26 protein-coding genes and 2 pseudogenes are annotated in these 25,660 nt (G+C 71.7%); 13 read left to right on the forward strand and 15 right to left on the reverse strand.

All coding sequences use genetic code 11. The annotated features are described in order from the left end of the window. The gene (gene treZ, locus ACFWYM_RS16665) at positions 1 to 1,746 is read left to right on the forward strand and encodes a malto-oligosyltrehalose trehalohydrolase (RefSeq protein ID WP_384836572.1); all 1,746 of its coding nucleotides are present in this window, start codon (positions 1 to 3) and stop codon (positions 1,744 to 1,746) included. Between the two features lie 30 nt (positions 1,747 to 1,776). Here the strand turns inward: treZ and ACFWYM_RS16670 are convergent, their stop codons facing one another. Together ACFWYM_RS16670 and ACFWYM_RS16675 are read right to left on the reverse strand one after the other, a co-directional pair. After that, the gene (locus ACFWYM_RS16670; RefSeq protein WP_384836575.1) at positions 1,777 to 2,925 is read right to left on the reverse strand and encodes an aminopeptidase P family protein; all 1,149 of its coding nucleotides are present in this window, start codon (positions 2,923 to 2,925) and stop codon (positions 1,777 to 1,779) included. Between the two features lie 24 nt (positions 2,926 to 2,949). Next, positions 2,950 to 3,351: a LysE family translocator gene (locus tag ACFWYM_RS16675; RefSeq protein WP_384836578.1), complete on the reverse strand. Its 402-nt coding sequence runs from the start codon at positions 3,349 to 3,351 to the stop codon at positions 2,950 to 2,952. A 153-nt stretch (positions 3,352 to 3,504) separates the two neighbouring features. Here ACFWYM_RS16675 and ACFWYM_RS16680 point away from each other — a divergent pair, with 153 nt between their 5' ends. Continuing rightward, positions 3,505 to 4,242, forward strand: a complete 738-nt coding sequence (locus ACFWYM_RS16680) for a metallophosphoesterase (protein WP_384836581.1) — start codon at positions 3,505 to 3,507, stop codon at positions 4,240 to 4,242. Positions 4,243 to 4,336: 94 nt separating this feature from the next. Here ACFWYM_RS16680 and ACFWYM_RS16685 read toward each other — a convergent pair whose 3' ends face one another. Together ACFWYM_RS16685 and ACFWYM_RS16690 are read right to left on the reverse strand one after the other, a co-directional pair. Next, positions 4,337 to 5,089, reverse strand: coding sequence for a PDZ domain-containing protein (locus tag ACFWYM_RS16685; protein WP_384836583.1), 753 nt, complete (start codon positions 5,087 to 5,089; stop codon positions 4,337 to 4,339). A 48-nt stretch (positions 5,090 to 5,137) separates the two neighbouring features. After that, positions 5,138 to 6,061 (reverse strand): LysR family transcriptional regulator, encoded by a 924-nt coding sequence (locus ACFWYM_RS16690; RefSeq protein WP_384836586.1) that lies wholly within the window; start codon positions 6,059 to 6,061, stop codon positions 5,138 to 5,140. Between the two features lie 107 nt (positions 6,062 to 6,168). Between ACFWYM_RS16690 and ACFWYM_RS16695 the strand changes: the two genes are divergently transcribed. Then, a complete protein-coding gene (locus ACFWYM_RS16695; protein ID WP_384836589.1) occupies positions 6,169 to 6,951 on the forward strand; it encodes a hypothetical protein in 783 nt (260 codons plus the stop codon). A gap of 26 nt (positions 6,952 to 6,977) precedes the next feature. Here the strand turns inward: ACFWYM_RS16695 and phsA are convergent, their stop codons facing one another. Next, a complete protein-coding gene (phsA, locus tag ACFWYM_RS16700; protein WP_384836592.1) occupies positions 6,978 to 8,873 on the reverse strand; it encodes an O-aminophenol oxidase PhsA in 1,896 nt (631 codons plus the stop codon). Between the two features lie 224 nt (positions 8,874 to 9,097). On the opposite strand from phsA, the gene ACFWYM_RS16705 reads away from it, so the two are divergent. From ACFWYM_RS16705 to ACFWYM_RS16735, 7 genes are all read left to right on the forward strand, one after another. Then, positions 9,098 to 10,384: a hypothetical protein gene (locus ACFWYM_RS16705; protein ID WP_384836595.1), complete on the forward strand. Its 1,287-nt coding sequence runs from the start codon at positions 9,098 to 9,100 to the stop codon at positions 10,382 to 10,384. An 82-nt stretch (positions 10,385 to 10,466) separates the two neighbouring features. After that, on the forward strand, positions 10,467 to 11,381 hold the full coding sequence (locus ACFWYM_RS16710; RefSeq protein ID WP_384836598.1) for a LysR family transcriptional regulator: 915 nt from the start codon (positions 10,467 to 10,469) through the stop codon (positions 11,379 to 11,381). Positions 11,382 to 11,473: 92 nt separating this feature from the next. After that, positions 11,474 to 12,307, forward strand: a complete 834-nt coding sequence (locus ACFWYM_RS16715) for an alpha/beta fold hydrolase (protein WP_384836600.1) — start codon at positions 11,474 to 11,476, stop codon at positions 12,305 to 12,307. After that, positions 12,304 to 13,656, forward strand: coding sequence for a cytochrome P450 (locus ACFWYM_RS16720; protein ID WP_384836603.1), 1,353 nt, complete (start codon positions 12,304 to 12,306; stop codon positions 13,654 to 13,656). Before ACFWYM_RS16715 ends, ACFWYM_RS16720 begins: the two co-directional genes overlap by 4 nt. Positions 13,657 to 13,701: 45 nt before the next feature. After that, complete coding sequence (locus ACFWYM_RS16725) at positions 13,702 to 14,247, forward strand: hypothetical protein (RefSeq protein ID WP_384836606.1); 546 nt, start codon at positions 13,702 to 13,704, stop codon at positions 14,245 to 14,247. Between the two features lie 119 nt (positions 14,248 to 14,366). Further along, the gene (locus tag ACFWYM_RS16730) at positions 14,367 to 15,248 is read left to right on the forward strand and encodes a DsbA family protein (protein ID WP_384836609.1); all 882 of its coding nucleotides are present in this window, start codon (positions 14,367 to 14,369) and stop codon (positions 15,246 to 15,248) included. Continuing rightward, positions 15,245 to 16,102 (forward strand): cytochrome c biogenesis CcdA family protein, encoded by an 858-nt coding sequence (locus tag ACFWYM_RS16735; protein ID WP_384836611.1) that lies wholly within the window; start codon positions 15,245 to 15,247, stop codon positions 16,100 to 16,102. Before ACFWYM_RS16730 ends, ACFWYM_RS16735 begins: the two co-directional genes overlap by 4 nt. 59 nt (positions 16,103 to 16,161) lie before the next feature. Here ACFWYM_RS16735 and ACFWYM_RS16740 read toward each other — a convergent pair whose 3' ends face one another. Continuing rightward, the gene (locus ACFWYM_RS16740; protein WP_384836614.1) at positions 16,162 to 16,581 is read right to left on the reverse strand and encodes a cold-shock protein; all 420 of its coding nucleotides are present in this window, start codon (positions 16,579 to 16,581) and stop codon (positions 16,162 to 16,164) included. A 104-nt stretch (positions 16,582 to 16,685) separates the two neighbouring features. Here ACFWYM_RS16740 and ACFWYM_RS16745 point away from each other — a divergent pair, with 104 nt between their 5' ends. Continuing rightward, the gene (locus ACFWYM_RS16745; RefSeq protein ID WP_384836616.1) at positions 16,686 to 17,441 is read left to right on the forward strand and encodes a thioesterase II family protein; all 756 of its coding nucleotides are present in this window, start codon (positions 16,686 to 16,688) and stop codon (positions 17,439 to 17,441) included. Between the two features lie 13 nt (positions 17,442 to 17,454). On the opposite strand, the gene ACFWYM_RS16750 is transcribed toward ACFWYM_RS16745, so the two are convergent. The 4 genes and pseudogenes from ACFWYM_RS16750 to ACFWYM_RS16765 all read right to left on the reverse strand — a co-directional run bounded on the left by ACFWYM_RS16750 (position 17,455) and on the right by ACFWYM_RS16765 (position 19,092). Then, entirely contained in the window at positions 17,455 to 17,904 is a 450-nt protein-coding gene (locus ACFWYM_RS16750) for a phospholipase A2 (RefSeq protein ID WP_384836619.1), read from the reverse strand. A gap of 113 nt (positions 17,905 to 18,017) precedes the next feature. After that, positions 18,018 to 18,227: pseudogene (locus ACFWYM_RS16755) on the reverse strand (peptide-methionine (R)-S-oxide reductase); the annotation flags it as partial. Positions 18,228 to 18,283: 56 nt separating this feature from the next. After that, positions 18,284 to 18,769, reverse strand: coding sequence for a hypothetical protein (locus ACFWYM_RS16760; protein ID WP_384836622.1), 486 nt, complete (start codon positions 18,767 to 18,769; stop codon positions 18,284 to 18,286). Next, entirely contained in the window at positions 18,766 to 19,092 is a 327-nt protein-coding gene (locus ACFWYM_RS16765) for a plasmid mobilization protein (protein ID WP_384836625.1), read from the reverse strand. The genes ACFWYM_RS16760 and ACFWYM_RS16765 overlap by 4 nt, the downstream gene beginning before the upstream one ends. 203 nt (positions 19,093 to 19,295) lie before the next feature. Here ACFWYM_RS16765 and ACFWYM_RS16770 point away from each other — a divergent pair, with 203 nt between their 5' ends. Continuing rightward, entirely contained in the window at positions 19,296 to 20,327 is a 1,032-nt protein-coding gene (locus tag ACFWYM_RS16770; protein ID WP_384836628.1) for a DUF6907 domain-containing protein, read from the forward strand. Positions 20,328 to 20,453: 126 nt separating this feature from the next. Here ACFWYM_RS16770 and ACFWYM_RS16775 read toward each other — a convergent pair. After that, positions 20,454 to 20,646: pseudogene (locus tag ACFWYM_RS16775) on the reverse strand (peptide-methionine (R)-S-oxide reductase); the annotation flags it as partial. Between the two features lie 351 nt (positions 20,647 to 20,997). Between ACFWYM_RS16775 and ACFWYM_RS16780 the strand changes: the two are divergent. Beyond that, positions 20,998 to 22,176, forward strand: a complete 1,179-nt coding sequence (locus tag ACFWYM_RS16780; protein WP_384836631.1) for a hypothetical protein — start codon at positions 20,998 to 21,000, stop codon at positions 22,174 to 22,176. A gap of 136 nt (positions 22,177 to 22,312) precedes the next feature. Here the strand turns inward: ACFWYM_RS16780 and msrB are convergent, their stop codons facing one another. The 4 genes from msrB to ACFWYM_RS16800 all read right to left on the reverse strand — a co-directional run bounded on the left by msrB (position 22,313) and on the right by ACFWYM_RS16800 (position 25,650). Then, positions 22,313 to 22,720, reverse strand: coding sequence for a peptide-methionine (R)-S-oxide reductase MsrB (gene msrB, locus ACFWYM_RS16785; RefSeq protein WP_384836634.1), 408 nt, complete (start codon positions 22,718 to 22,720; stop codon positions 22,313 to 22,315). A 13-nt stretch (positions 22,721 to 22,733) separates the two neighbouring features. Further along, positions 22,734 to 24,149 (reverse strand): UDP-N-acetylmuramate--L-alanine ligase, encoded by a 1,416-nt coding sequence (gene murC, locus ACFWYM_RS16790; RefSeq protein ID WP_384836636.1) that lies wholly within the window; start codon positions 24,147 to 24,149, stop codon positions 22,734 to 22,736. 68 nt (positions 24,150 to 24,217) lie between these two features. Next, a complete protein-coding gene (locus ACFWYM_RS16795; RefSeq protein WP_384836639.1) occupies positions 24,218 to 24,691 on the reverse strand; it encodes an indole-3-glycerol phosphate synthase in 474 nt (157 codons plus the stop codon). Positions 24,692 to 24,822: 131 nt separating this feature from the next. Further along, positions 24,823 to 25,650 carry a pyrimidine reductase family protein gene (locus ACFWYM_RS16800; RefSeq protein WP_384836642.1) on the reverse strand — a complete coding sequence of 276 codons (828 nt, stop codon included), beginning with the start codon at positions 25,648 to 25,650 and terminating at the stop codon, positions 24,823 to 24,825. Positions 25,651 to 25,660 lie beyond the last annotated feature (10 nt).

Consider the following 25,660-nt stretch of genomic DNA (forward strand, 5'->3'; position numbering starts at 1 on the left):
GTGGAGTTCGAGGTGTGGGCGCCGGACGCGGGACACGTGACGCTGGTGTGCGAGGGCACCACGCGCGCGTTGGAGCGCGATCCGGGGCGGGACGGCTGGTGGACGGGCGAGGCGGAGGCGGCGGACGGGGCGCGGTACGGCTTCGCGCTCGACGGCGGGCCCGAACTCCCCGATCCCCGCTCGCGACGGCAGCCGGACGGGCCCGACGGGCTCAGCGCCGTGGTCGACCACGAGCGGTACGCGTGGCGGACCGAGTGGGCGGGGCGCGGCCTGCGGGACGCGGTCCTGTACGAGCTGCACGTGGGGACGTACACCCCGGAGGGCACGCTGGACGCGGCGGCGCAGCGGCTCGGGCACCTCGCGGAACTGGGCGTCACGCACGTCGAGTTGATGCCGCTGTGCCCGTTCCCGGGGCGGCACGGCTGGGGGTACGAGGGGGTGTCCCTGTGGGCCGTGCACGAGCCGTACGGCGGCCCCGAGGCGCTGAAACGATTTGTCGACGCGGCGCACGCACACGGCCTCGGTGTGCTGCTCGACGTGGTGCACAACCACCTGGGCCCGTCCGGCAATCACCTCCCCGCCTTCGGCCCGTACTTCACCGACACGCACCAGACGCCGTGGGGCTCGGCGGTGAACCTGGACGCGGCGGGCTCGGACGAGGTGCGCGCGTATCTGCTCGGCAGCGCCCTGGCCTGGCTGCGCGACTACCGGATCGACGGACTGCGGCTCGACGCGGTGCACGCGCTGCGCGACACGCGCGCGTGCCACTTCCTGGAGGAGCTCAGCACCGCCGTGGACGCGCTCGCCGAGGAGCTGGGCAGGCCGCTGGCGCTGATCGCCGAGTCGGACCTGAACGACCCTCGGCTCATCACCCCGCGCGCGGGCGGCGGTCACGGTCTGCACGCGCAGTGGAACGACGACTTTCACCACGGCCTGCACACCGCCCTGACCGGTGAGGCGCAGGGCTACTACGCGGACTTCGCCGCGGCACCGCTCGCCGCGCTCACCAAGTCGCTGACGCACGGCTTCTTCCACGACGGCACGTACTCCAGCTTCCGCGGCCGCCACCACGGCCGCCCCGTGGACCGCGCCCGTACCCCCGCCCATCGCCTTCTCGGCTACTCCCAGACCCACGACCAGGTCGGCAACCGCGCCCAGGGAGACCGGCTCTCCGCCGCGCTCTCCCCCGGCCTGCTCGGCTGCGCCGCCGCCCTGACGCTCACCGCGCCCTTCACGCCGATGCTGTTCATGGGCGAGGAGTGGGGCGCGGGCACCCCCTGGCAGTTCTTCACCGACCACACCGACCCGGAGCTCGCCGAGGCCGTACGCCGGGGCAGGCGGCGGGAGTTCACGGCGCACGGGTGGGCGGAGGGCGACATCCCCGACCCGCAGGACCCGGCCACCCGGGACCGCTCCGTGCTCGACTGGTCCGAGCCGGAACAAGAGCCCCACGCGCGCGTGCTCGCCTGGTACCGGAAGCTCATCGCGCTGCGCCACGAGCGGCCCGACCTCCTGGACCCCGATCTCGCGGCGGTGCGCGTCGCGTTCGACGAGCGGGCCCGCTGGCTCGCGCTGCGGCGCGGGGACCTGCGGATCGCGGTGAACCTCGGCAAGGAGGAGGCCGCGATCCCCGTCGGCGGCCGCCGCGCGCGCGTGCTCGCCTCCTGGGAGGAGGTCGAGCCGCCCGGCGCGGACGGCGTGCTGCGGCTGCCTCCGGAGTCGTGCGCCGTGCTCGCGACGTCCTGAGAGCGGCCGCCGACTGGCGGGCGCCGTCGGTCAGTCGACGACGGCCAGCTCGCGCGCGGTGGCGTTCAGACGGCGGCCGCCGTCCTCCGTGACGGTCACGATGTCCTCGATGCGCACTCCGAAGCGGCCCGGCAGATAGACGCCCGGCTCCACGGAGAAGCACATGCCCGGGACGAGCGGCCGCTCCTCGCCCTCGATCATGTACGGCGGTTCATGCGTGGTGACGCCGATGCCGTGGCCCGTGCGGTGGATGAAGTACTCGCCGTAGCCGAACTCGGTGATCACGGCGCGGGCGGCGCGGTCGACGTCCTGGCAGGCCGCGCCGGGCCGGACCGCCGCGCAGCCCGCGGCCTGCGCCTCGCGCACCACGTCGTGGACGCGCTGCTCCTCGGCGGTCGGCTCGCCGACGTGCACGGTGCGGGAGGTGTCCGAGCCGTAGCCGTGCTTCAGGCCACCGAAGTCGAGGACGACCATGTCGCCGTGCTCGATGACGCGGTCGCCCGCCTCGTGGTGCGGATTGGCGCCGTTCGGCCCGGAGCCGACCACCGTGAAGTCCACCTGGGAGTGCCCGAACTGCCGCAGCAGATCGGCGAGATCGCCCGCGACGTCGGTCTCCCTGCGGCCCGCGAAGGAGACCTTCTTGATCTCCTCGTACGTGGCGTCGGCGGCCGCCCCCGCCGCCGCGAGCCGCTCCAGCTCGGCGGCGTCCTTGACGGCGCGCAGCATCGGCAGGGCCTCCGTGAGCGCCACGTACGACGTGGTGGGCAGCGTCTTCTGGAGGCCGAGCAGGTGCATCGCCCAGGCGTTGTCGCTCACTCCGAAGCGGCCCGCCGCATCCAGGAGGGGCGCCGTCACCGCGTACGGGTCCTTGCCGTCGGTCCAGTCGCGCAGCGTCAGGGCGGGCGCGCCCGCGGCCTTCTCGGCGTCGGGGGCCTCCAGGGTGGGCACCACGAGGACGGGGTCCTGTCCGGCGGCGAGCACAAGGAGGGTGAGGCGCTCGGTGTCGGCGGTCGGCTTGTAGCCGGTGAGCCACACCATGTCGGGGCCGGGGGCGACGAGCACTCCGGCGAGGCCCTCGTCGGCCGCGGCCCGGGCCGCGCGGTCCATGCGCGCGCGATAGTCGGCGGCGGTGAAGGGGGCAGGGGCAGACGTGTCCGGATTGCGGGGCGTGTTGTCCATGAGCCGATCCTCCCTGAACCCGGCTCAGCTCTCCAGCGCGAGCCGCGCACCGAGGAGCAGCAGCACCCCTCCGGAGACCTGCTCCAGCCTGCGCCGCACCCCGGCCCGCGAGAGCACGCCCTTCATGCGCGCGACGAACCACACGTACAGGCCGTAGTAGCCCACTTCGTAGACGGCCCAGAGCGCGGCGAGGCCGACCATCGCGGGCAGGTGCGGCGCCCCGGAGGGCACGAACTGCGGCAGGAAGGAGAGCGCGAAGACGGCGCACAGGCCCCAGATGAAGACCCCGGTCTCGTTGCCGAGCACGGTCAGAAAGCCCGAACGCCTGCTGTGCAGCGACCGCTTGATGATCAGGACGGTGCTCGGCCCCGGTGAGGCCGCGATCAGGGTGCAGGCGCCGAGGAAGGCGAGAAGGGTGCTCAGCATGGGCTGATGGTGCGCGACGGCGGCCGGTCCCGGCCAGTGGTTTCCGGTGGGCCGCCCCGACCGGTGACTTCCGGACCGCCTTAATGGTTAGATGAGATCAATCCATTAGTGAACGTCAATCCATCAGCGAGCGGACGGAAGGCGGCCACGACGATGCTCGTGCTGGCCCAGATCAGCGATCTCCACCTCGACGGCACTCCGCGGGCCACGGAGCGCGCGGAGCGCGTCATGGACCATCTGCGGGCGCTCCCGGGCCCCCTGGACGCCCTCCTGGTCACCGGCGACATCGCGGACCACGGCGCCGAGTCCGAGTACGCCGAGGCGGCCGCCCTGCTCAAGGCCCCCTTCCCCGTCCTGACCTGCCCCGGCAACCACGACCGCCGCGGGCCCTACCGCACCGCGCTGCTCGGCGAGCCCGCGGCGGACGGCCCCGTCAACAGCGCCCACCACGTGGGCGGTTGCGTGATCCTGATGCTCGACTCCACCGTCCCGGGCCACGACGAGGGCCTCCTGGACGCGGAGACGCACGCCTGGCTGGAGGCCACGCTCGACGAGCTGGACGGCGAGACGCCGGTCCTGCTCGCCTTCCACCACCCGCCCGTCGCCCTCCACCACCCCTTGCCGGACTCCTACCAGCTGGGCGAACCCCAAGCGCTCGCCGCCCTGTTGGAGCGCCACCCCGAGATCGTCGCCGTGCTCACCGGGCACGCCCACTCCCCCGGGGCCACCACCTTCGCCGGCCGCCCCCTCCTTGTCGGGCCCGGCGTGACCTGGACGCTGCGGCTGCCCTGGGAGGGCGAGGCCGCGGCGGACCGGGACGCCCCGGTGGGGCTCGCCTTCCATGTGCTCGACGACGAGCGGCGGTTGACGACGCACTTCAGGGTGGTGTGAGAGCTCCGCTTCCAGGTGTCGTGAGGGCTCCGCTTCCAGGTGGCGTGAGAGCCCCGCTTCAGGGTGGCGTGAGAGCCCCTCGCGCGAGGCGGCGTCAGGTCACCACCCCGGGAGTCACCGAAAGAGCCTGGTGGTCACCGCTCCTGTGGCGGACGGTCAGCGTGACGTCGCGGCCGGGTCGCGCCGCGGCGACGGCCTGCGCCAGGTCCCCGGCCGAGCGGACCGGGGTCCTGCCGAACGCCACCAGGACGTCGCCGCGGACCAGGCCCGCGGTGTAGCCGGGTCCGGGGTCGTGCACGCCGACGAGCAGGGCGCCCGCGCGCGTGGGGGCGTCGACGGCCTCCACGCCGAGGGTGAGCCGGGCGCTCTTGCGGGCGGGCTGTTCCGGGGCGCCGCCACCCGGCGGAGCATGGCCCGAAGTGGCGCCTTCGGAGGGCGACTTGCTGCTCCCCGGAGACTGGCTCGCCCCGGACGGCGACCCTTGTGGCGCTCCGGGCGGCTTCCCCGCCCCGCCCGGCTGCTGCGCCCCCTGCTGCTTCTGCATGTCGGCGAGCTTGCTCATCCCGATGACGGTGGCTCCCACGGTGCCGAGGCCGACCCCGGAGAGCACCAGGACCGTCGCGAAGAGCAGGCCGAAGCCCAGCGTGAGCAGCCGTCTGCCGCGGCGCCGGGCGGCGTGCGGGCGGCGCCCGGACGGGGGCCGGGGGTTCGTGTTCGTGGGGGAAGTGTTCGTGGGGGAAGTGCCGGACGTTCTCGCTGAGTTGGCCTTGCCGAACCTGCTGAACTTCTTGCCGTTGCGGGGCTCTCGGCCCGGCATCGGCTTGGGACGCAACGCGGTCTGTTCCATGGCTCGCCTCCGGCCACAGCTCTACCCGGCGTGACCCCGCGCGACGATTCACGAACGAGTGACGTCCCCGCGCTCCCCGGCCATCAGTTCGGCCAGGGCCGCGGCGGGCCCGCGCACCACTCCGGAGTGCAGGAGTTCGGTGCGGTGCACGACCCGGGGCGCCGTCAGCGGCACCGCGACCGTCGCCCCGGCCCCACCCCCGGCAACGCCCCCGACGGCGCTCTCCGCGGCCAGCGACGACGGCAGCAGGGCCAGCCCGTGCCCGGCCCCCACGAGCGTCACCAGCGTGCGCAGATCGCCGCCCTCGTAGCGCAGGGCCGGACGGAAGCCCACAGCCCCCGCAGAGCCGTGCGCGGCGCGCAGCTGCTCCAGGGAGACCCCCGCGTCGGGCGCGTCCAGCCAGCGGGCGTCCACGAGGTCGCCGAGGCGCAGGCCCGCGCGCCGGGCCAGGGGGTGCGCGGCGGGAAGCAGCACGGAGACGGGCTCCTCGGCGACACCGCGCACGGTGAGCGGTGCGACGTCGGGCAGGCGCAGCGGGTCGGTCGGCGCGGCGAGGCCGTCCACAAGTCCCAGGTCGGCGGCGCCCGTTGCGACCGCCGCGGGTATCTCCGCGCGCGGGAGGACGCACAGGGTCACGCCGGTGGCGGGCAGGGCGTCGGCCGTACGGCGCCGCAGCGCCGTCGCGGTCGTCGCGAGGGTCAGGCCCGGCGCGGGCTCACCCGCCGACCGCGCGACCTCCGCCCGCGCCGCCTCCAGGCGCAGCAGCAGCGGACCCGCGTGCTCCAGGAGCCGCTCCCCGGCCGGGGTCGGCGCGACCGGGCGGCGGGTGAGCAGGGTCGCTCCCAGGTCCTGTTCCAGCGCCGCGATGTGCTGGGAGACGGCGGACTGGGTGTAGCCGAGCTCCCGCGCGGCCTCCGAGAAGGAGGCGAGGCGGGCCACCGTGACGTACGTGCGGAGCAGGTGCGGATCCATGCCTCCATGATCGCCCCCATGGGCCGCGCGGCCCATCAGAGCTGCTTATGGGCAGTGCAGTTTTCATCGTTGGACGTGAACCGGGATGCCCACCCAGGATGGTCGGCATGACACAGACCGCCGCACAGAACACCCACTCCGTGGGACAGCACACCGGCTCCGGCCGACAGCACGGCAGCCCCGTGGCCCGCATCGCCCTCGTCGGCGACCGCTCCCCGAACGTCGTCTCGCACACCCGCATCCCGCTCCTCCTGGAGGCGCTCGCCGCCCAGGAGGGGCTGGTCCTCGACGCCTACTGGATACCGACCGAGGACGCCGAGCAGGAGGGCGCCGTGCGCGGCTTCGACGCCGTGTGGGTGCTGCCCGGCAGCCCCTACCGGAGCGAGGCCGGGGCGCTCGCCGCGATCCGCACCGCGCGCGAGGACGGCGTCCCCTTCCTCGGCACCTGCGGCGGCTTCCAGCACGCGCTCCTGGAGTACGCCCGCGACGTCTGCGGCCTCACGCAGGTCGCCCACGCCGAGAACGACCCCGACGCGGACGACCTCCTCATCGCACCCCTGTCCTGCTCCCTCGTGGGCCACGAGGGCACGGTGACGCTCACCCCCGGCTCGCTCGCCGAGTCCGTCATCGGGGCCGACAAGTCCCTTGAGCGCTACCACTGCTCGTACGGCCCGAGCGCCCACACCGAGACGCTGAGCGCCCACGGACTGCGCTTCACGGGGCACGACGAGGAGGGCCTGATCCGCGTCGCGGAACTCCCCGGCCACCCCTTCTTCCTGGCCACGCTCTTCCAGCCGGAGCTGTACGGCGACGGCACGCGCCCGCACCCGGTCGTGCGCGCCCTGGCCCGTGCGGCGGTGGACCACGCGCGCGTGCCCACCACCGCCTGAGCCCAGCAGCGACCGCCCCCGGCGGGTCAGCCCGCGCGACCACCCCCGTGGCCGCCGTCGTGCCCGCCGTGGCCCGCCCCGTGGTCGAACTTCATGGCCTCCGCGGGCATCACCACGAAGGGCCGCATCATGCCCATGTCCTCGTGCTCAAGGAGGTGGCAGTGGTACATGAAGCGGCCGTACGCCCCGTCGAACCGGCCCATCACGCGCAGCAGTTGGCCGCCGGGGACGCGGAAGACGTCCTTCAGGCCGCGCTCGTTCGGTGCGAGCGGGATGCGCCGGTCCGGGTCGAACTCGATCGGGGCGCGGGTGCCGCCGACCGCCGTGTCGAAGCCCGACGCGTCGTACGCGTCACGTCCCATGAGCTGGAAGTCGGCGAGGTGGATGTGCATGGGGTGGGTCACCTCGGGCTGCACCGCGAGGTTGAGGAAGCTCCACTGCTCGTAGCTGCCCTCGGCGATGGTGAAGCCCAGGCCGTCGTTGAAGGTGCGCGAGATGCGGCGGTAGGTCTTCACCTTGCCGTCCGCGCCGCGCAGTTGGATGACGCCGTCGGTCGGGACCTGGACGTCGCCCGGGTTCTCGACCTCGGCCATCTCCCAGATCTCCGGGTGGCCGCCGCCGCCCTTCGTGGCGGGCGGCGTGAGCACGATCAGGCGGTGGCCGTGCGGGATGTCGTGGGTGATCGGCCGGAAGGAGCCGGACAGGATCTCCGGGAGCTCGAAGGAGTCCTCGCACTCCCCGCTCTCTCCCACCCGGAACTCCATGACCTGCGGATACCGCACGTCGTTCGCCACGTCCGGGACGCCCGGCGCCTCGCCCGCGCCCTTGTTGACGAGCCGCAGACGGCGGCCCGCGAAGGCACGGAAGTCGATGAGCAGATCCATGCGCTCGGCGGGCGCGATCGTGAGGGTGGGCAGCGCCTCGTCGAAGTCGACCGGCACGGGGCGGGGCAGCAGCCCGCCGTCGCTGCCGATCTGCTTGATGGCGCCCGGCACCGGGTTGTCGTCCTCGTCGATCAGGACGAGGTTGTAGATGCGGGCGTTGGACGCGTTGACGAGGCGGAAGCGGTACCAGGCGTCATCGACGTCCGCGTACGGCCAGACGCGCCCGTTCACGGTGGTGTACGGGCCCGTGAAGGGCAGTGAGACGGGCTTGCCCGTCTCGGCGTTCTTCGGGTCGACGATGACGGTCTTGTGCAGCAGCCGGCCGTTCAGCCGCCCGTCCTCGTCCGTGTCCAGGTTGCGGTCGGCGAGCAGCAGCGGGATCTCCCGCTCCCCGGAGGGGAGATGGAGGGCGTCCTCCTCGTCGTCGCGCACCAGGTAGGTGCCGTACAGGCCCGTGTGGACGTTCCACCGCGTGATGTTCATGGCGTGGTCGTGGTACCACCACTGCACCGCCTGGTGGTCGTTCGGATACTCGGAGAGCTGCGCGTCCCCGAAGCCCACCGCGTTGTCCGCCCAGCCGTCGTTGCCGCCGCCGGTCTGCGCGCCGTGCAGGTGCGTCACCGTCCACGCGGGCAGCGCGGCCACGTCCTTGTTCGGCTCCACCCCGTCGCGGCCCGGCTGGGTGCTCGGCCGGGGCGTGCCGTTCGGCACCTCGACCGAGGTGACCGGGAACTCGCTCTCCTTCGGGATGCGGTTGGTCCACGCGATGCGGATGCGCTCACCGCGCCGCACCTCGATCGTGGGGCCCGGCACCGAGCCGTCGTACCCCCACATCAGGGTGGGCGGCAGCTGCGGGTGCAGCCGCACCCACGTCGGCCGCAGCGCGATCTCGGTCTCCTGTCGTACGTCGTCGGAACCTGGGCGCAGCACCGGCGGCACGGTCAGCGGCGCGACGTACGGAGCGAGCTCCCCCGAAGCCCGTGCGTCCGTCACCAAGTCCGCGAGTCCGTCGGCGATACGTCCGATGATGTCGGTCACGTGTGAACACCCCCGTGTTCAGCCCAGTCGGGCGGTCCCCCTTCGCGCGGCACCTCAACGGCCGCGCCCTACACACCAAAAGACCCGCCCCGCACCACCGAGGTTCCCTGAATGTCACCTTCCGGGTGGGAAGCGTCGAAAATCGGACACACCCCGGAACGCCCCACTTGGGCCGGTCCGGCGCGGAGATCCGGTTGTCAGTGGGCGCTGTTACGTTCTCGGGCATGAACGATCACGCCCTGCGGCGGCTGAGGCAGGACCGACACCTGGCCGAACTGGCCGCGTTCCCCTTCAACTTCGACCTGGACCGGGCGGACCACGTCGAGCCGGTCCGGCTGGCCTCGGGCGGCCCGCTGGAGCCGATAGCGGGGGACGACACGGGCGGCACGTACTTCGTGTGCGCGGACGGCGCCGTGCTGTACGCGGACTCGGAGGGCTCGGCGGGCGTCGTCGGCCTGAGCGTGGACGAGGCGATCGAGCTGACGATCGGCACGCTCGGCTGGGAGGACTGGGCCGGATTCCCGCCCGGCGCGAGCGCGGACGAGGAGGCCGACCTGCTCGCCGGCATCGCCGAGACGGACGCGGACATACGCGAGATGTACGCACCCGAACTGGACGCGCAGCGGGCCGAGTTGCGGGCGGCGCTCGGCTTCCCGGACCGCCCGGTGACCGAGCTGGTGCGCCGCCTCCACACCGCGCTGCTGACCACGGAGCCCGACCACCTCCTGCTCAACGCGGAGGAGGGCGTGGCCTACGAGCGCCTCGACCCCTATCCGCGCCCCGCCCTGTGGGAGCAGGTCCTCGCCCCGGGCCACGCCGACCTCGCCGCGATGCGGTCCGGCCGCGCCGCGTGGGACGCGGTGGTGGCGGACCCGGTGCGGCTCCTGACGACGCTGCGGGCCGCGCAGTACGACCGCCGGGACACCGATCTCCCGCTCCTGCGCCACCTGTTGCGCCACCAGGCACGCACCTGCGCGATGTCCGACGATCTCCGCCTCGCCGTCGTCCTGGTGGGCCTGCACGGCCGCAAGGAGGACCTGCCCCTCCTCAAAGAGGTCCACGAGACGACGTACGACACCTGGTGCGGCCTCGCGGGCCTGCCCGACCGGGCCGACCAGGTCCGCACCTGGGCGCAGGAGTCCGACGCGTCCAACCACGGCACAGACCCGGCGGACGAGGGCGAGGGCACCTGGCTGGAGCTGGCGCGCGAGCAGGGCCGCCCCGAGGTGGCCCGGGTCCATCTGATCCGCGAGCTGGACGTGCAGGACCGCCGCGCGTACCGCATCGCGAGCGGCCGCACCGGGACGTCCCCCAGCAGCCCCCGACTCCGCGAGCTCATGGAGGAGTTGACGGCCCTGGGCGACTACACCCAGGCGATACGGGCGCAGCGCCTGCACCTCACGCTCCAGGACGCGGAGCACAACGCGGCAGCCGCGCGGGCGAACCTGGAGCGCCTGACGGAGCTGGAACGGAAGGCGGAGCTGGAGCAGAAGGCGGGCGCCGCGCGCTGACAGCGCAGCGCGGACCGCCCACACCACCCGACCGACGAGAAGCCCCGAGCCCTCACTTCCCGAGCACCGAGAGGAGACGCCCATGGACCTGCTGTCCCTGCGCTACTTCCGCACCGTCGCGCGCCACGAGCACATCAGCCGCGCCGCCGACGAACTCCGTGTCGCCCAGCCCTCGGTGAGCCGCACCATCGCCCGCCTGGAGGCCGAGCTCGGCGTCCCGCTCTTCGACCGGCGCGGCCGCCGCGTCCATCTCAACCGCTACGGGAGGCTCTTCCTGCGCCACGTCGAGCGGGCCCTCGGCGAGCTCGACGACGCCCGCCGCGCGGTGCGGGACGCGGCCGAGGCGGACGCGGGCAGCGTGACCGTCGCCTCCGAGGCGCTGGTGACGCTCACCTACGCGCTGGCCCGCTTCCGCACCGCGCACCCGGACGTCGAGGTCCGCCTCTCCCAGGCGGGCGCCGAGGAGATGAGCCGCCAACTGCGCGCCCGCGAGGTCGACTTCTGTGTCGCCTCGCAGCCCCTGACGGGGCCCTCCCTGCGGACGCTGGAGCTGCTGCGCGAGGAGGTCCTGCTCGCGCTGCCGCACGGCCACCGCCTGGCCGGACGCGACCGTGTGACCGTCGCCGACGTGGCCGACGAGCCGTTCATCACGACCCGCCCCGGGCTGTGGCCGCGCTCCCTGCTCGACCGGCTGTTCACCGCGGCCGGTCTCACCCCGCACATCACGTGCGAGAGTGACGAGCCGAGCGCCACCGGGGACCTGATCGGCGCGGGCCTCGGCGTGGGCCTGGTTCCGGCCATGTCCCGCGCCTCCACCCTGCGGACCACGGGCGCCTGGGCGAGCCTCGACGCACCCGGCTGCGAGCGGACGCTGACCCTCGTATGGCGCGCGGACGGCTATCTGTCGGAGGCGGCACGGAAGTTCAAGGAGTCGATCACCGGGACGCCGCTGACCTCACCGGAGCCCGCGGGGCCCCGCCCGCTTCGGCCGGACTGACCGCCTGCACCCTTGCGGCACAAGGGAGTTGCGGCAACTGTGGTCGCGGCCCGAGTACCACCCCGCGCCGGACCGATTCGACAGGAGTCACCGTGGCCTCCTTCCACCTCCCCCACGAACTGCACGGGCACGGCCCGCACCAGGTGATCGCCGTGCACGGCTGGTTCGCCGACCGCACCGCCTTCGCCCCCGTGCTGCCCGACCTCGACGGCGAGTCCTTCCAGTACGCCGTCGTGGACCTGCGCGGGTACGGCGCGGCCAAAGACGCGGTGGGCACCTTCACCACGGCCGAGGGGGCGGCCGACGTCGTGGACCTCGCGGACCGGCTCGGCTGGGAGCGGTTCTCGCTGATCGGCCACTCCATGGGCGCCGGCGTGGCCCAGCGCGTCCTGGCGCTCGCCCCGCACCGGGTCCGCCGCCTGGTCGGCGTCTCACCGGTCCCCGCCTCCGGGCTCCGACTCCCGCCCGATCAATGGGAGTTGTTCTCCGGCGCCGGGCACCTGCCGCGCAACCGCCGCACCATCCTGGACATCACCACCGGCGGCCACCGCCCCGCGGCCTGGCTCGACCGCATGGTGGACCGCTCGCTGAGCCACAGCGACGCGAAGGCGTTCCGCGCGTGGCTGGACTCCTGGGCGACCGAGGACTTCCACGCCGACATCGAGGGCTCGACGGTGCCCGCCCTCGCGGTGGTGGGCGCGCTCGACCCGGCGCTCTCCGCCGAGCTGATGCGCGCGACGTGGCTGCGCTGGTACGCCCGCGCCGAGCTGGTCGAGCTGCCCTCCGCGGGCCACTACGCGATGGACGAGACACCGCTCGCCCTGATCCGCACGGTGGAGGACTTCCTGCGCGCCGACGGCGACAACGAAGCCGACCAAGCCGACGAGGAGGGCAGCCGCACGGCCGAGGGGGGCGACGACGGATGAAGGCACACGCCTCCAAGGCCCCGGGGGTCCCGGACCCCCCTCAGCCCCCGGACACCCGCGACGCCCCCGACGCCCGCTCGATCCCCGACGTCTTCGACCCCCGCCCGTACGCGCACGGCGTCCCGTACGACAGCTACCGCACCCTCCGCGACCACCACCCCGTGGCCTGGCAGGAGGAACCGGAGATCATGGGGTGGCCCGCCGGGCCCGGCTTCTGGGCGGTCACGCGCCACGCCGACGTCGTCCGCGTCCTGAAGGACTCCGCGACCTACTCCTCCCACCTCGGCGCCACCCAGATCCGCGACCCCGACCCCGCCGACCTGCCCTTCATCCGCCGCATGATGCTCAACCAGGATCCTCCGGGACACCAGCGCCTGCGCACCCTCGTCAGCCGGGCCTTCACGCCCCGGCGCGTCGACCGTTTCGAGGCGGTGGCGCGGCGCCGGGCCCGCGACCTCCTCGGCGCAGCGGTCGCCTCGGCCCGCGACGGCGACGGGACCTGCGACCTCGTCCCCGCCGTCACCGACGACTACGCCCTGCTCAACCTCGCCGACCTCCTCGGCGTACCGGACAGCGACCGCGGCCTCCTCCTGCACTGGACCCGGCGCGTCATCGGATACCAGGACCCGGACGAGGCGGGCGCCGTCGTGCACGACGCCGGCGGCAAGCCGGTCAATCCGCGCTCCCCCGCGCTGCTTGCGGACATGTTCGCGTACGCCCAGTCGCTCGCCGCCTACAAGCGGCGCCACCCCGCGGACGACGTGATGACCTCCCTCGCGACCGCCGCCGAACTCTCCTGCCCGGAGCTGGAGATGTTCTTCTTCCTGCTCACGGTCGCGGGCAACGACACGGTCCGCAGCGCGGCCCCCGGGGGCCTGCTCGCCCTGGCCGAGGCCCCCGACGAGTACGACCGCCTGTACACCGGCGCGGCCGACCTCGCCCCGGCCGTCGAGGAGTTGCTGCGCGCCCACCCCCCGGTGCTCAGCTTCCGGCGCACCGCGGCCCGGGACACGGTCCTCGCCGGTACCCGTATCAGCGCCGGGGACAAGGTCGTCGTCTTCCACGCCTCCGCCAACCACGACGAGCGCGTCTTCGCCGACCCCCACCGCCTCGACCTGTCCCGCGACCCGAACCCGCACGTCTCGTTCGGCGACGGCCCGCACGTCTGCCTCGGCGCCCACTTCGCCCGCCTCCAACTGCGCGTCCTGTACGAGGAGGCCCTGCGCGCCCTGCCGCCCCGGCTCCGTCTCGCGGCCCCGCCCCGGCGGCTCGTCTCGCACTTCATCAACGGCCTGAAGTCGCTCCCGGTCCACCTGTCCGGGCCGCCGCCCGGCCTCCCGTATCGTTGACGTACCCAAAACGACGTACGCGAAGGTGAGCAGAGGGGAGGGGCGATGACACCGGTACCGACGCCGGGACCGACACCAGGTCCGACGCCGGGACGCAGCGCGCACGCGGGCGCCACCGTCGCCCTGCGCGCCGCGCTCGCCCTGCTCGTCGCCGTGGTCACGCTGCTCTGCGTGTACGGGCAGGTGGGCAGCCGTTCCACCGCGGAGGCACCGCGGCGGACGGTCGCCGCCGCGTCGACGGCGCCGCAGCACGCGCCGGCCGACACCGCGATCGCCACCGCCTCCACCTCCGTATCCACGTCCACGTCCACCTCCACCTCCGTATCCACGTCCGTATCCGGGCACACGGCGATCGCCACCGAGGACGACCGCCACCCCGCCCCCTGCAAGACGAAGATCGTCTCCGAGTCGAACGGCGGCGGCGCCCTCCGCGGCGACGGCCACCCGACGCAGTCGGGCCCCGCCCTGTCCCCCGCGACAGACCCGGCGACCACGCCCCTCACCACCCGCGCCCCGCCCGGCATACCGTCCGTCTCCTCCGGGCCCCTCGCCCCGCCCCCACGCGAACTGCTCTCCATCCTGCGGATCTAGGACGCCGACCACGCCCCGGTCACGTCCTGGTCCACCCCTCGCATGCCCGCACCCAGGCGCCCACGCGCCCAGCACGCACGCGTGCCCGCATGCACCACCGCACGCAGGAGAGCTCTGCCATGCCGAAGCCCGGCACCACCCGCACGTCCACCACCCGCACGTCCACCACTCGCACATCCACCACCCGCACATCGACGTCCCGTTCCCGTACCCGCACCAAGGTCATCGCCTCGGTGGTCCTCGTCGCCGCCGCGGCCACCGCCGTCTTCGCCTTCACCCTCGACTCGGGCTCGGACTCGCCCGGCGCGAAGAGCGAGGACCCGGCCGTCACCGAGGAGGGCCCGGGGGTGCCCGAGGCCGTCCCGGAGCTGGTGGGCCTGGCCCGCCGCGACAAGGGCGACGCGCTCGCCACCGGCCCCGCCGACGCCCCGGTCGTGATGATCGAGTACTCCGACTTCCAGTGCCCCTACTGCGGCCGCTTCGCGCGCGAGACCGAGAAGGAGCTGATCCGCAAGTACGTCGACAAGGGCGTCCTGCGCATCGAGTGGCGCAACTTCCCGATCTTCGGCGACGAGTCGGAGCAGGCGGCGAAGGCGTCCTGGGCGGCGGGGCAGCAGAAGAAGTTCTGGGAGTTCCACGACGTCGCGTACGAGAAGCAGCGCAAGCGCAACTCCGGCGAGTTCAGCAAGGACAACCTGGTGGCGATGGCGAAGAAGGCGGGCGTCCCCGACCTCGACCGGTTCCGTGACGACCTCGCGTCCGACAAGGCCGACGCGGCGGTGGACAAGGACCGCAAGGAGGGCTACGGCCTCGGCGTCTCCAGCACCCCGGCGTTCCTGATCAACGGCAGGCCGGTGCTCGGGGCGCAGCCCACGGACATGTTCACGCGGACCATCGAGGCGGCGGAGCGCGCGGCGGCCGAGAAGGACCACAAGAAGAAGACGGACGACGAAAAGACCGACAAGAAGACGGACGACAACAAGGCGGGCGACGGCCGATGAGCGACGCAAGCCTGCTCATGGCGTTCCTCGGCGGGCTGCTCGCCCTGCTCAGCCCGTGCAGCGCACTGCTCCTGCCCGCGTTCTTCGCCTACTCGTTCAACGGCGGCCGGCTCCTCGGCCGCACCGCCCTCTTCTACGCCGGCCTGTGCACGACCCTCGTACCGCTCGGCGCGGCCGGTTCGTTCGCGAGCAAGCTCTTCTACGGCAACCGGGACCTGCTCATCACCATCGGCGGCTGGACGGTGATCGCGCTCGGCGTCGCGCAGATCCTCGGCCTCGGCTTCGGCTCACGGCGGCTCCAACAGGCGGCGGGCGCGCGCCGATCGGGCTCTGCCGTCTCGGTGGTGGCGCTCGGCGCGGTCTACGGCCTGGCCGGGTTCTGCGCGGGCCCGATCCTCGGCAGCATCCTGATGGTGGCCGCGCTCGACGGCGAGCCGGTGCACGGCGGCCTGCTGCTCGCAGTGTACGCGCTCGGCATGGCACTGCCGATGTTCGTGCTCGCGCTGCTCTGGGACCGCTTCGACCTCGGCCACAAGCGCTGGCTGCGCGGCCGGACGCTGAACCTCGGCCGGCTGCGGCTGCACACGACGTCGCTCGTCGGCGGCGTCCTGTTCATCGCGCTCGGCGCCGCGTTCCTGCTCTTCGACGGGACGTCCGCGCTGCCGTCGCTGCTGAGCGTGGACACCGAGTACACCCTGGAGGAGCGGTTCCGCGAGATCGGCGCGGCGGTCCCGGACAAGGTGGCGCTGCTCGTCCTGGCGGGGGCGGTGGCGATCCCCGCGCTGATCGTGCTGCTGCGCGGGGCGCGGACCGAGGAGGAGAGCGAGGAGCCGTCACCGGACGGCACGTCGTAAGCGACGGGTCATCCAGGGCGCCAAGTCATCCAGGGCGTCCAGGGCGTGCGGACCAGACCCTAGTCCTCGATCCAGCCATGGTTCTCGGCGTGCCGGAGGAGGCGGTCGCGGGCCTGGAGGATCTGGGCGGAGGTCATGGTGGGGACCGCGGCGAGGAGCACTTCGGTGACCTCGTCGCGGTACTCCTTGGCGGAGAGCGAGTCACACAGGACGTTGTCGTCGTAGTCGACGCGCGCGGAATGGCCGCCGCCGGACCGCACCGGGATACCGGGGTCACTCACCAACCGCACCTCGGACGCCTTCAGACCGCGGTCGCCCTCCTCCACCCGGAACTCCACGATGGCCCCCGGGGTGAGCAGACTCTTGTCCACCTCGAGGTCGTTCGCGTGCACGAAGACGTCCTCGCCGCCGGTCTCCGCGGCGACGAACCCGAAGCCGCGCACGGTGTCGAACCTGATGATCTTGCCCTGAACCCTCACAGCACCCTCACCCTCGAACCCACAAAGCAGTTGAACGCCTCCCCTAATTCTACGGAGTTGCCGTAGCGTCGTTTGACCAGCACGTAACTGGAGGACGCAGTCACATGAGCATCGCCGCAGTCACGGACAAGTCCCAGTGGATCCGCCACTACGCCGTCGCTTCCGTCAACGCGCCCCGGCTGGTGTGTCTGCCGCACGCGGGCGGCTCCGCCAGCTACTACCTGCCGACCGCGAAGGCCCTCGCCCCGCACATCGAGGTGCTCGCGATCCAGTACCCGGGCAGGCAGGACCGCCTCCTGGAGGACTGCGTCGACAACATCCACGATCTCGCGGCGCTCATAGCCCAGTTCGTGCAGCCGCTGGCGGCACAGAAGCCGCTCGCCCTGTTCGGCCACAGCATGGGCGCGGGCGTGGGCTTCGAGGTGGCCCGGCTGCTCCAGCAGGCCGGGACCCCGGCGGCCCATCTCTTCGTCTCGGGCCGCCAGGCCCCGCACCGGCACGAGGTCACCTACGCGCACCTCCTGGACGACCTCCAGTTCGTGGCCGAGATCCGCCAGCTGAACGGCTCGGACGACGACGTCCTGGACGACCCCGACCTGCGCTCCCTGGTCCTGCCCGCGATCCGCTCGGACTACAAGGCGGCGGAGACCTACGAGTACCGCCCCGGCGCGAGGCTGACCTCCCCCATCACCGCCCTGACCGGCGACAACGACTCTGGCATGACCCTGGACGCGGTCCGTGCCTGGTCGGACCACACGTCGGGCGCCTTCAACTTCAAGGTCTTCACCGGCGGCCACTTCTTCCTCAACGACCACCAGGGGGCGATCCAGCGCGGGATCAGGGCGGCGCTGGGGGTGTAGGGGCCCAGGGGGATCAGAAGAAAGAACTGTCCCCGAACTGCTGCACCGCCGTCAGCATGATCGTGGAGTGGTTGTGGCACTCCTCCCACACATCGGGCAGCCCCTCGTACTTGTCCTTGCAGATCCGGTCCATCTCCTCGCCGAAGCGCGCGTCGATCCAGTTCTTGGTCTCGCGGGTCGGGCTGAGCTTGAGGGCGTAGTGGTTGCCGAAGTTTCGGTAGCCGAAGTCGTGCAGGTTGCACGCCGGAATCATGTCCGGGTCGTAGATGGGCGCACTGCAGCCGTCCGCGCTCCACTCGAAGGGCGGCTCGTGCGGGGTGGTGGCGAACTGCTGATAGGTGAGCCCCATGATCTCCCTGGCCCGGACGGCCGGATCGGGGTCGGCCGCCGCCGGTGCGGCGTGCACGGGCAGCACTGCGAGAACCAGCCCCGCACAGACACCGAGAACACGAGAACCACGCATGGACGCACACTCCCTCAAGTCACCGAACGTCGGTAACTGCCTGCATCGGCAGGCCGGCCAAGGGACTTGAGGGAGGTGAGGAGAGCGAGAAGGGCGAGGCAGCGAGCGGGGCGTCAGCCCTCGTCCGGAACCAGCGTCAGCGAGATCGAGTTGATGCAGTACCGCTGATCCGTGGGAGTCGCATACCCCTCACCCTCAAACACATGCCCCAGATGCGACCCGCACCGGGCACACCGCACCTCCGTGCGCACCATCCCGTGCGACGTGTCGGGGATCAGCTCGACCGCGTCGGTGTCCTTGGGGTCGTAGAAGCTCGGCCAGCCGTGCCTCTGTCACACCACCTGCCCCAACAGCATCCTCAGCCCCGCGAGTTGCGCCGTCAGATCGCGACCACATGCACGTCTGACGGGGTCAGCACCGCCAGGTAGGCGCGGATGTCGTCCGGATCGCTGGTGAAGATGACCGCGCTGCCGTGCCGGGCGGCGGCCAGTGCCACCCATGCGCCCACCGCGTCCGGCCGCTTCTTCGCCGGCAGGGCCGCCTGTCCGAGCGCGGTGGCGATGCGACGCCAGTCGGCCAGGTCCGGGCCCATCGCACAGCCCAGGCACTCCGGTCGTCCGGCCTTGGTCTCCCGCATCGGGGGCTCGGCGGAGCGGGCCTGTGGCACGGTGCACTCCTTGAGTACGCCGGACAGCGCGTGCACCAGTGCCGGGTGGGGGCGCCAGACCTGGGCCAGGACCGGGCCGAGCACCAGCGCTCGATGCGGCGCGGACCGCAGCCCTTCGTGCAGGGCGACCGCCTTGGCCTTGCGATCGGCGAGTGCGATCAGCATGCCGGAGTCGTAGACCGGAACCCGTGCGCTCACGCGGAGTGCCCCGGAAGATCCGCCTTCCGGTCCTCGCCGTGCACGAGCCCGAGAGCCTCCTCGATCTCACGCCGCTCCTGCTCCGTCAGCTCCCCATCGGAGGCACCCGGCTCCTCCGGCAGCACACCGGCCTCCGCCTCGGCCCGGGCGATCAGCGCGTCCACTCCGGCGAACTGCTCCTCTATGGCATCCGTCTCCGCCATCTGCCGCGTGGCCGCATGCACCAGGTACGCCGACACGTCCAAGCCCGCCCGCTCGGCATGCTCCTTGATCCGCTCGGCCTGCGCCGCATCGAGACTGATACTGATCCGGGTCTTCGCCATACCCGTCAGTGCATGACGCGTATTACGGACGTCCAAGCGGCAGAAGCACCCGATCGGCTCGAGCCGAACCCCACGGCAGGGACGGCTCACAGCCTGACCTCACCACCAGGGCCTCATGCCCGGAATACGAGTTTACGACCGGGAGGCATGCGGAGGGCCGAAGACTGCTGGACAGGAAACCGCTCCAACACCTAGGAGGCATCATGTCCAGCACAGCCACCGTCCTGACGCTGCACCCGGATCACCCCGAGTGCCCTTCCTGGTGCGCCCGCAATACGCACGCCGAAGCGACCGGCAGCCACATCGGCACCCCCATCGCCCTGCACGCACCCGGCCGCATGACTCCCACAACCGAGGTACCCCTCTTGTCCGTTCAACTCGCCCTTGACCATGACGAGGAAGCCGGACAACAGCAGCCCAGGATCTGGCTGTCGACCACAGACAGCACAGCAGAGCTGACGGACTCATCACTGGCCGAACTCGTCGCCGGCATCGACGAGTTCGCGCTGCGCCTACGAGGTCTGCTCCATCGGTACCGCACCGTCATCGCCGGTGGGGCAGCGGAGTGCGTAGACGCGTATCAGTCACCGACCCACCCGCTGGAACTCGTCACCCCCTGCCCGCCCTGGTGCCAGTACCGGGACAACACGGATGAGCATGCACCGGACACCCTGCTGATCGATCACTTCCACGGCACCGGCGAGGACCCCATGGAGGTTCAACTCCAGCCCAGCGCAAGGACGAAACGGGATCCCGAACCGGACGCGGTCGAACTCGCCATGGTGCACACGCCCTACGCGCAGGAGCCTCAGCTCGACCTCACACTCAGCGGCGGCGGCGCATACAAGTATGTCGCCCTGACCCTCACGGAGGCAGAACGTCTGCGCTCCCGGCTCGCCGAACTCACGGCGCAGGGCCGTGAGTACCTGCAGCCGAACGCCGTACCCACAGCCCGTGAACTCATGGAGTACTGCGATGTCCGGCTCATCGAGCACGACGGCAGCGACCAACACTTCCTCGGGCACGCCGTCGGAGACACCCGCGAACCCGGGCCGGTATGGGTGACCGTGCCCAAGGGCCTCTCCGGTCCGCAGCGAGACGATCTGGTGACAGATCTGCTCTCCGAGATCCATGAGACGCAGCAGGAACTCACTGCCCACGACGGCACGGAGATCTGCCAGGCCGGTGCGCCGCCGAACGAGCACACCATGCTCACACAGCTGCCTGCGGCCTGAGCGCCACTCCCGGGACGGGCAGTCCGGGTATACGCGCATGGGTTGGCCTCCACACCAGCGCCTTCGGTGTGGAGGCCAACCCGCTGTGCAACTGCGGGTGGGCGCACATCTGCGCCCTGAGCCTTGTCAGCCCTCGTCGGGCACCAGCCGCATGGAGATCGAGTTAATGCAGTACCGCTGATCGGTCGGCGTCGGATACCCCTCGCCCTCAAACACATGCCCAAGATGCGAGCCGTACCTCGGTCCGCACCATCCCGTGCGAACCATCGGGCACAAGTTCCACCGCGTCTGAATTGCGTGCATCCCAGAAGCTCGGCCAGCGATACCCCATTCACACCTCTGGTCACTAATGCCACATCAGCAACACCTCATGCCCTAGTGTCAGTTACCGCGATCAGCAGCCTGCGGCCGCTCTGCTGGCCCTCCACTCCGGGGCCTCGCGGGTATCCTGAAACTCCAGTTAGTGCTGTGCGGTCTGCCAGATAATGGTGTCCCGGACCTTGGTCGGTAGTGCTGAAGAGCTCGCGGCACAGGTTGACGCGCCAGCCCCCCGAACTCCTGATGCGAGTGGGTCTCCAAGCCGACGGCGTCCTCGCTGACGAGGACGCCGATGTCGCGAGAAAGATGCAGATCAGGCCGATTGTCATAGCTGCCTGTCATGCTCTGCCGCATGACAACGACACTCTCGACAGCCTACGAACTCTGGTTCCTCTGGAGCCCGTTAACGATCATGACGGTGTACGGAGGCTGGGTCGCGCGATCACGGATACCGGGGTCCTTCCTTGGCAGGATTCCCGGCGTGCGCCGCCTCGGCCGGCGGTCCGCTACCGAGCGAGGGCGAGCCCTACTGAAGGCGCTGAAGGAGGCCGGAGTACCCGCGAACGACCGCCCCGACGAAACCCGGCTGGTAGAGCGGCTTCATCGCTTCACCCTCGGCATACGCGCGTCCCGGGCATTCTTCGGCGCACCTGTCGTACTGCCAGTCGCCGCGCTCTTCTGTGCGTCTGTGGTCGACGACCGCAGGACTCCCCTTCCCGTAGCCGGGCTCTTCCTGGGGCTGACAGTGTTCTCTGCGTGCATCCTTGCTATCGACGAGCGCTCAGTGCGCCGCTCCGATGCTGCCGGAGCGGCCGCATATCGTGCCGTCGAGGCCCTCGAAGGTCTCCTCCTCGGCCGCGGCCGTCCGTCTCAGCAATCGGCGCTTGAGAGTACCGGCATACGCTTCGACCACCTCTGCCACGCATTGAAGGGTCAGGCACGGCACGAATCCAGGAAGACCACACTCCGCTCGCAGCGCGACGCGGCGCAGCTCACAGAGCTCCTGCTGCGCAACATTCGCCACCACAACCACGCGCTGGCCTTCGCGACTGACAGGCAGGACACCATTCGGGAACTCGCCCGACTGACCTCCAGCGCACTCCAGTACAGCTGCCGTCCGCGCGCGGAGCTGGCCAACCTGAACTTCGTAGACCCCCAGCTCCTGGGATCGTTCGGGGGCCCAGAAGCCGATGCCGAGCCCACTGACAAGCGCGCGACCCACATCGCCGTATCGCTGCTCGTAGCAGCCGCGTTATCCGGGCTTGCCATCCTCCTCGGCCGGCTCGGAGCACTCGGTGAGTTCGCACCAGTAATCCTGCTTCTCCTGTACCCCCACGCCCACCAGGCCGCCGAACGCTTCGGGATACCGTTCCCAACCTGGCCAACGAGTGCCACCACCGGCGACGAAACCGCGGGGCCCGAACTGGTGAACTCGCCCTCAGCCAGGACAAGCCCCCGTAGTCGGACGTTGCGCCCGACGATACGTGCGCGCTCAGCACGAAGGCGTCGGTCCGGACACGACGCACGCTGAGAGCGAGGCAACCGGGACAACGTCCCAGAGCCACAACAGGCTCTTCTAACTGACGAGTTGCGGTGGGCGTCTGACCACCTGGAGCCGATATCGCAGGTGTCGCCCCTCATGGACGCCCGAACCCCACGCCCGCCCCTCACTCCTCGTCCGGCACCAGCCGCATAGAGATCGAGTTGATGCAATACCGCTGGTCAGTAGGCGTCGCGTAGCCCTCGCCCTCGAAGACGTGCCCAAGGTGCGACCCACATTTCGCACACCGCACCTCGGTCCGCACCATCCCATGCGACGTGTCGGACACAAGTTCCACGGCATCTGAGTTGCGTGCATCCCAGAAGCTCGGCCAGCCGCAGTGGGACGCGAACTTCTCGTGGGACGTGAAGAGTTCGGCGCCGCAGGCGCGGCAGGCGTAGACGCCCTTGGTCTTGGTGTCGGTGTACTCGCCGCGGAACGCGGGCTCCGTGCCGGACTCGCGCAGCACCGCGTACTCAGCGGGGGTCAGCTGAGCGCGCCATTCCTCGTCCGGCTTCTCGACCTCGTACGACATGACGCGCCATCCCTCACTTCGACTGGTTCGACAGGTGATCCAGGATCTGCGGGCCCAGGTCCGTGACGTCGCCCGCTCCCATGGTGAGAACGAGATCGCCGGGCTTCGCCATTCCCGCGATCGTCCGCACGGCCTCCGCCTTGTCGTGCGAGGCGGCCACCTCGGCGCCCGCGGCGCGCGCGGCGTCGATGATCACGGCGCTGGTGATGCCGGGGATCGGGTCCTCGCGTGCCGGGTAGATGTCGAGGACCACCGAGGAGTCGGCCAGGGCGAGGGCGTCGCCCATCTCCTTGCCCAGCTCCTGGGTGCGCGAGAAGAGGTGGGGCTGGAAGAGGACCAGCAGGCGCGCGTCGGGGGCGGTCGCGGCGCGCATCGCCTCCAGGTCGGCCGTCATCTCGGTCGGGTGGTGGGCGTAGGAGTCGATGACCTGGACGCCCGCGGCCTCGCCCTTGAGCTGGAGGCGGCGCTTGACGCCGGTGTACGACTTCAGGACGGCGGCCAGGTTCCGGGACGGGATGCCGAGCGCGATGCCCGCCGCGAGAGCCGCGACCGCGTTGCCGGCGTAGTGACGGCCGGGCACCGAGACAGTGAAGGTGAGCAGCTTGCCGTCGAGCAGGACGGTGACCTCGCTGGTCAGACCGCGCGCAGTGATCTTGTGGATGCGCAGGTCGGCAGTGTCGGACTCGCCGTAGGTGACGACCTTGAGCCGGCCGAGGTCCCGCACGCGCTTGGTCAGCTCGATCGCGCCGGGCTGGTCCGCCGAGATGACCAGCGTGCCGCCCGGCTTCACCTTGCCGACGAACGTCTCGAAGGACTCGTAGATCTCGTCCATGGACGCGTAGTTGGCGTGGTGGTCGAGCTCCACGTTGAGGATGATCGCGACCTCGGGCGCGTACTTGTGGAAGCTGCGGTCCGACTCGTCCGCCTCGGCGACGAAGATCTCGCCGTCGCCGTGCAGGGCGTTGGAGCCCGGCGCGTCCAGGTCGCCGCCGATCGCGTACGACGGGTCGAGGCCCAGGGTGGAGAGGGCGACCGCGAGCATCGAGGTCGTGGTCGTCTTGCCGTGCGTGCCCGCCACGGCGATCGGGCGCAGGCCGTCCATCAGGGAGGCGAGGGCGTCCGAGCGGTGCACGACGGGGATGCCGAGCTCGGTGGCGCGGGCCAGCTCGGGGTTGTCGGCGCGGATCGCGGAGGAGACGACGACGCTGGAGGCGTCGGCGGCCAGGTGCGCCGCGTCGTGGCCGATGTGGACCGTCACGCCGAGCGCGCGCAGGGCCTCGGCGGTGGCGGAGTCGCGGGCGTCGCTGCCCGCGACCTTGGCGCCGCGCTGGGCGAGGATCTTCGCGATGCCCGACATTCCGGCGCCGCCGATGCCGATGAAGTGCGGTCGGTCCATGGAGGCCATGGACTGGGGCAGGCCGGGTGCCATGCGTGTGTCTCCCCTGGTGTAACGGCGAACGAGCGCCGCCCAGCCTAGTCGGTCGGACCCGGGCGGCCTTACGCCTCGCTGTGCGAGAACAGCTTGAGGACGGGGACTCCGACCTTGTGCCGGGCGCGCGAGGCCCAGTCGCGGTGGAAGAACTCCTCCACGTAGTGGGGGTCGGTGAGCACGATGACCTCGTCGGCCCTGACCTCGTCGACCAGTTCCTTGAGGGCGTCCAGCGGGTGGTCCTCGATGAGCCGCCCCTGGGCCTCGCAGCCCGCCGCGCGCAGCGCCGTGAGGGAGACCTGGAGGGCCTTCTCGCCGGGTCCGGTCGCGTCCTGCCCCTCGGGGGTCTCGCCCTCGCGGACCGCCTCGTCGAGCTCGCCGAGCGCCACGTCGTCGATCGCCCGCAGCAGGCGGTCCGCCTGGTCGCCGCGGGGCTGCAGCAGGACGTGGAAGACGACCGTCTCCTCGCCGTGCAGGGTCGTGACGAACTCCACGTCGGCGGACGTCAGGGCCTTCTCGATCATCAATACGCTCGTGAACACGCCAGGCGCCCTCTCGTCCGGGGGCCGTTCCCTGGCCCCTGCGGAAACCATCCTGCCCCGTGCCCGCACGGGGTCTGCGAGTTTTAGTGTGCCCAACCGACGGCAAACGGAACGGCACATTCCGCTGATTGTCAGGTTCGACGGTAACGGGTGTAGAGGAACCCGGCCTCCTCCAGTACCCCCGCGAGCCCGAACCTTTCCGGCACCGCCATCGCCGGCCCGCCCGCGATCCGCTGGGCGTCCCCGGCGACGAGCATCGGCGAGACGGTCAGGCACAGCTCGTCCAGGACCCCCGCCGCCACGAACTGGCCGAGCATCCGGGGCCCGCCCTCGGTGAGCAGCCGCGTCAGCCCGCGCCCGGCCAGGGCGGCCACCACCCGCGCCGGGTCCGCGCCCGCGCCCTCCCCGGCGAAGACCACGACGGCGCCCGCCTTCTCCGCGGCGGCGACCCGGTCGGCGGGGGCCGCGGCGCCGGTCACCACGAGAGTGGGCACCAGGGGCGAGACGAAGAGCGGAAGGGAGAAGTCCAGTTCGAGGCTCGCGCTGACGACGGCGATCGCGGGCACCGCCGACTGCCCGGCCGCCGCCCTGCGCTGCGCGAACGCGTCCCGCGCGCGGGCCGGGCGGTACCCCTCCTGGCGTACCGTTTCGGCGCCGACGACCACGACGTCCGCGAGCCCCCGCAGGGTCCCGAAGATCCGCATGTCCGTGGCGGTGGAGATGGGCTGCGAGCGGCCGTCGTGCTGGGCGGCGCCGTCGAGCGTGGAGACCATGTTGGCCCGCAGCCACGCGCGCGCGGCCGACCCCGCACTCACGTCGCCCGTGCTCACATGGCCCGTGTCCTGCGGATACGCGGAGACGTCCTGCGGATACGCGTACGCGTCGGCCAGCTCCTCCAGCTCCCACTCGCGGTCCGTCTCGGCGGCTGTCTGATCGGTCACAGGGAACAGGCGTCGCATGTCCAGCAGT

It is taken from the genome of Streptomyces sp. NPDC059009, assembly GCF_042740175.1.
In the GTDB taxonomy this organism is placed as follows: Bacteria; Actinomycetota; Actinomycetes; order Streptomycetales; family Streptomycetaceae; genus Streptomyces.

Coding starts and splice junctions, on each gene's coding strand:
- ACFWYM_RS16745 (WP_384836616.1), top strand. CDS start 16,686: ATGAGCATCGCCGCAGTCACGGACAAGTCCCAGTGGATCCGCCACTAC.
- msrB (WP_384836634.1), bottom strand. CDS start 22,720: ATGTCGTACGAGGTCGAGAAGCCGGACGAGGAATGGCGCGCTCAGCTG.
- ACFWYM_RS16670 (WP_384836575.1), bottom strand. CDS start 2,925: ATGGACAACACGCCCCGCAATCCGGACACGTCTGCCCCTGCCCCCTTC.
- ACFWYM_RS16780 (WP_384836631.1), top strand. CDS start 20,998: ATGACAACGACACTCTCGACAGCCTACGAACTCTGGTTCCTCTGGAGC.
- ACFWYM_RS16765 (WP_384836625.1), bottom strand. CDS start 19,092: ATGGCGAAGACCCGGATCAGTATCAGTCTCGATGCGGCGCAGGCCGAG.
- murC (WP_384836636.1), bottom strand. CDS start 24,149: ATGGCACCCGGCCTGCCCCAGTCCATGGCCTCCATGGACCGACCGCAC.
- ACFWYM_RS16735 (WP_384836611.1), top strand. CDS start 15,245: ATGAGCGACGCAAGCCTGCTCATGGCGTTCCTCGGCGGGCTGCTCGCC.
- ACFWYM_RS16705 (WP_384836595.1), top strand. CDS start 9,098: ATGAACGATCACGCCCTGCGGCGGCTGAGGCAGGACCGACACCTGGCC.
- ACFWYM_RS16800 (WP_384836642.1), bottom strand. CDS start 25,650: ATGCGACGCCTGTTCCCTGTGACCGATCAGACAGCCGCCGAGACGGAC.
- ACFWYM_RS16685 (WP_384836583.1), bottom strand. CDS start 5,089: ATGGAACAGACCGCGTTGCGTCCCAAGCCGATGCCGGGCCGAGAGCCC.
- ACFWYM_RS16695 (WP_384836589.1), top strand. CDS start 6,169: ATGACACAGACCGCCGCACAGAACACCCACTCCGTGGGACAGCACACC.
- ACFWYM_RS16770 (WP_384836628.1), top strand. CDS start 19,296: ATGTCCAGCACAGCCACCGTCCTGACGCTGCACCCGGATCACCCCGAG.
- ACFWYM_RS16725 (WP_384836606.1), top strand. CDS start 13,702: ATGACACCGGTACCGACGCCGGGACCGACACCAGGTCCGACGCCGGGA.
- ACFWYM_RS16680 (WP_384836581.1), top strand. CDS start 3,505: ATGCTCGTGCTGGCCCAGATCAGCGATCTCCACCTCGACGGCACTCCG.
- ACFWYM_RS16690 (WP_384836586.1), bottom strand. CDS start 6,061: ATGGATCCGCACCTGCTCCGCACGTACGTCACGGTGGCCCGCCTCGCC.
- ACFWYM_RS16675 (WP_384836578.1), bottom strand. CDS start 3,351: ATGCTGAGCACCCTTCTCGCCTTCCTCGGCGCCTGCACCCTGATCGCG.
- ACFWYM_RS16720 (WP_384836603.1), top strand. CDS start 12,304: ATGAAGGCACACGCCTCCAAGGCCCCGGGGGTCCCGGACCCCCCTCAG.
- ACFWYM_RS16750 (WP_384836619.1), bottom strand. CDS start 17,904: ATGCGTGGTTCTCGTGTTCTCGGTGTCTGTGCGGGGCTGGTTCTCGCA.
- ACFWYM_RS16730 (WP_384836609.1), top strand. CDS start 14,367: ATGCCGAAGCCCGGCACCACCCGCACGTCCACCACCCGCACGTCCACC.
- ACFWYM_RS16710 (WP_384836598.1), top strand. CDS start 10,467: ATGGACCTGCTGTCCCTGCGCTACTTCCGCACCGTCGCGCGCCACGAG.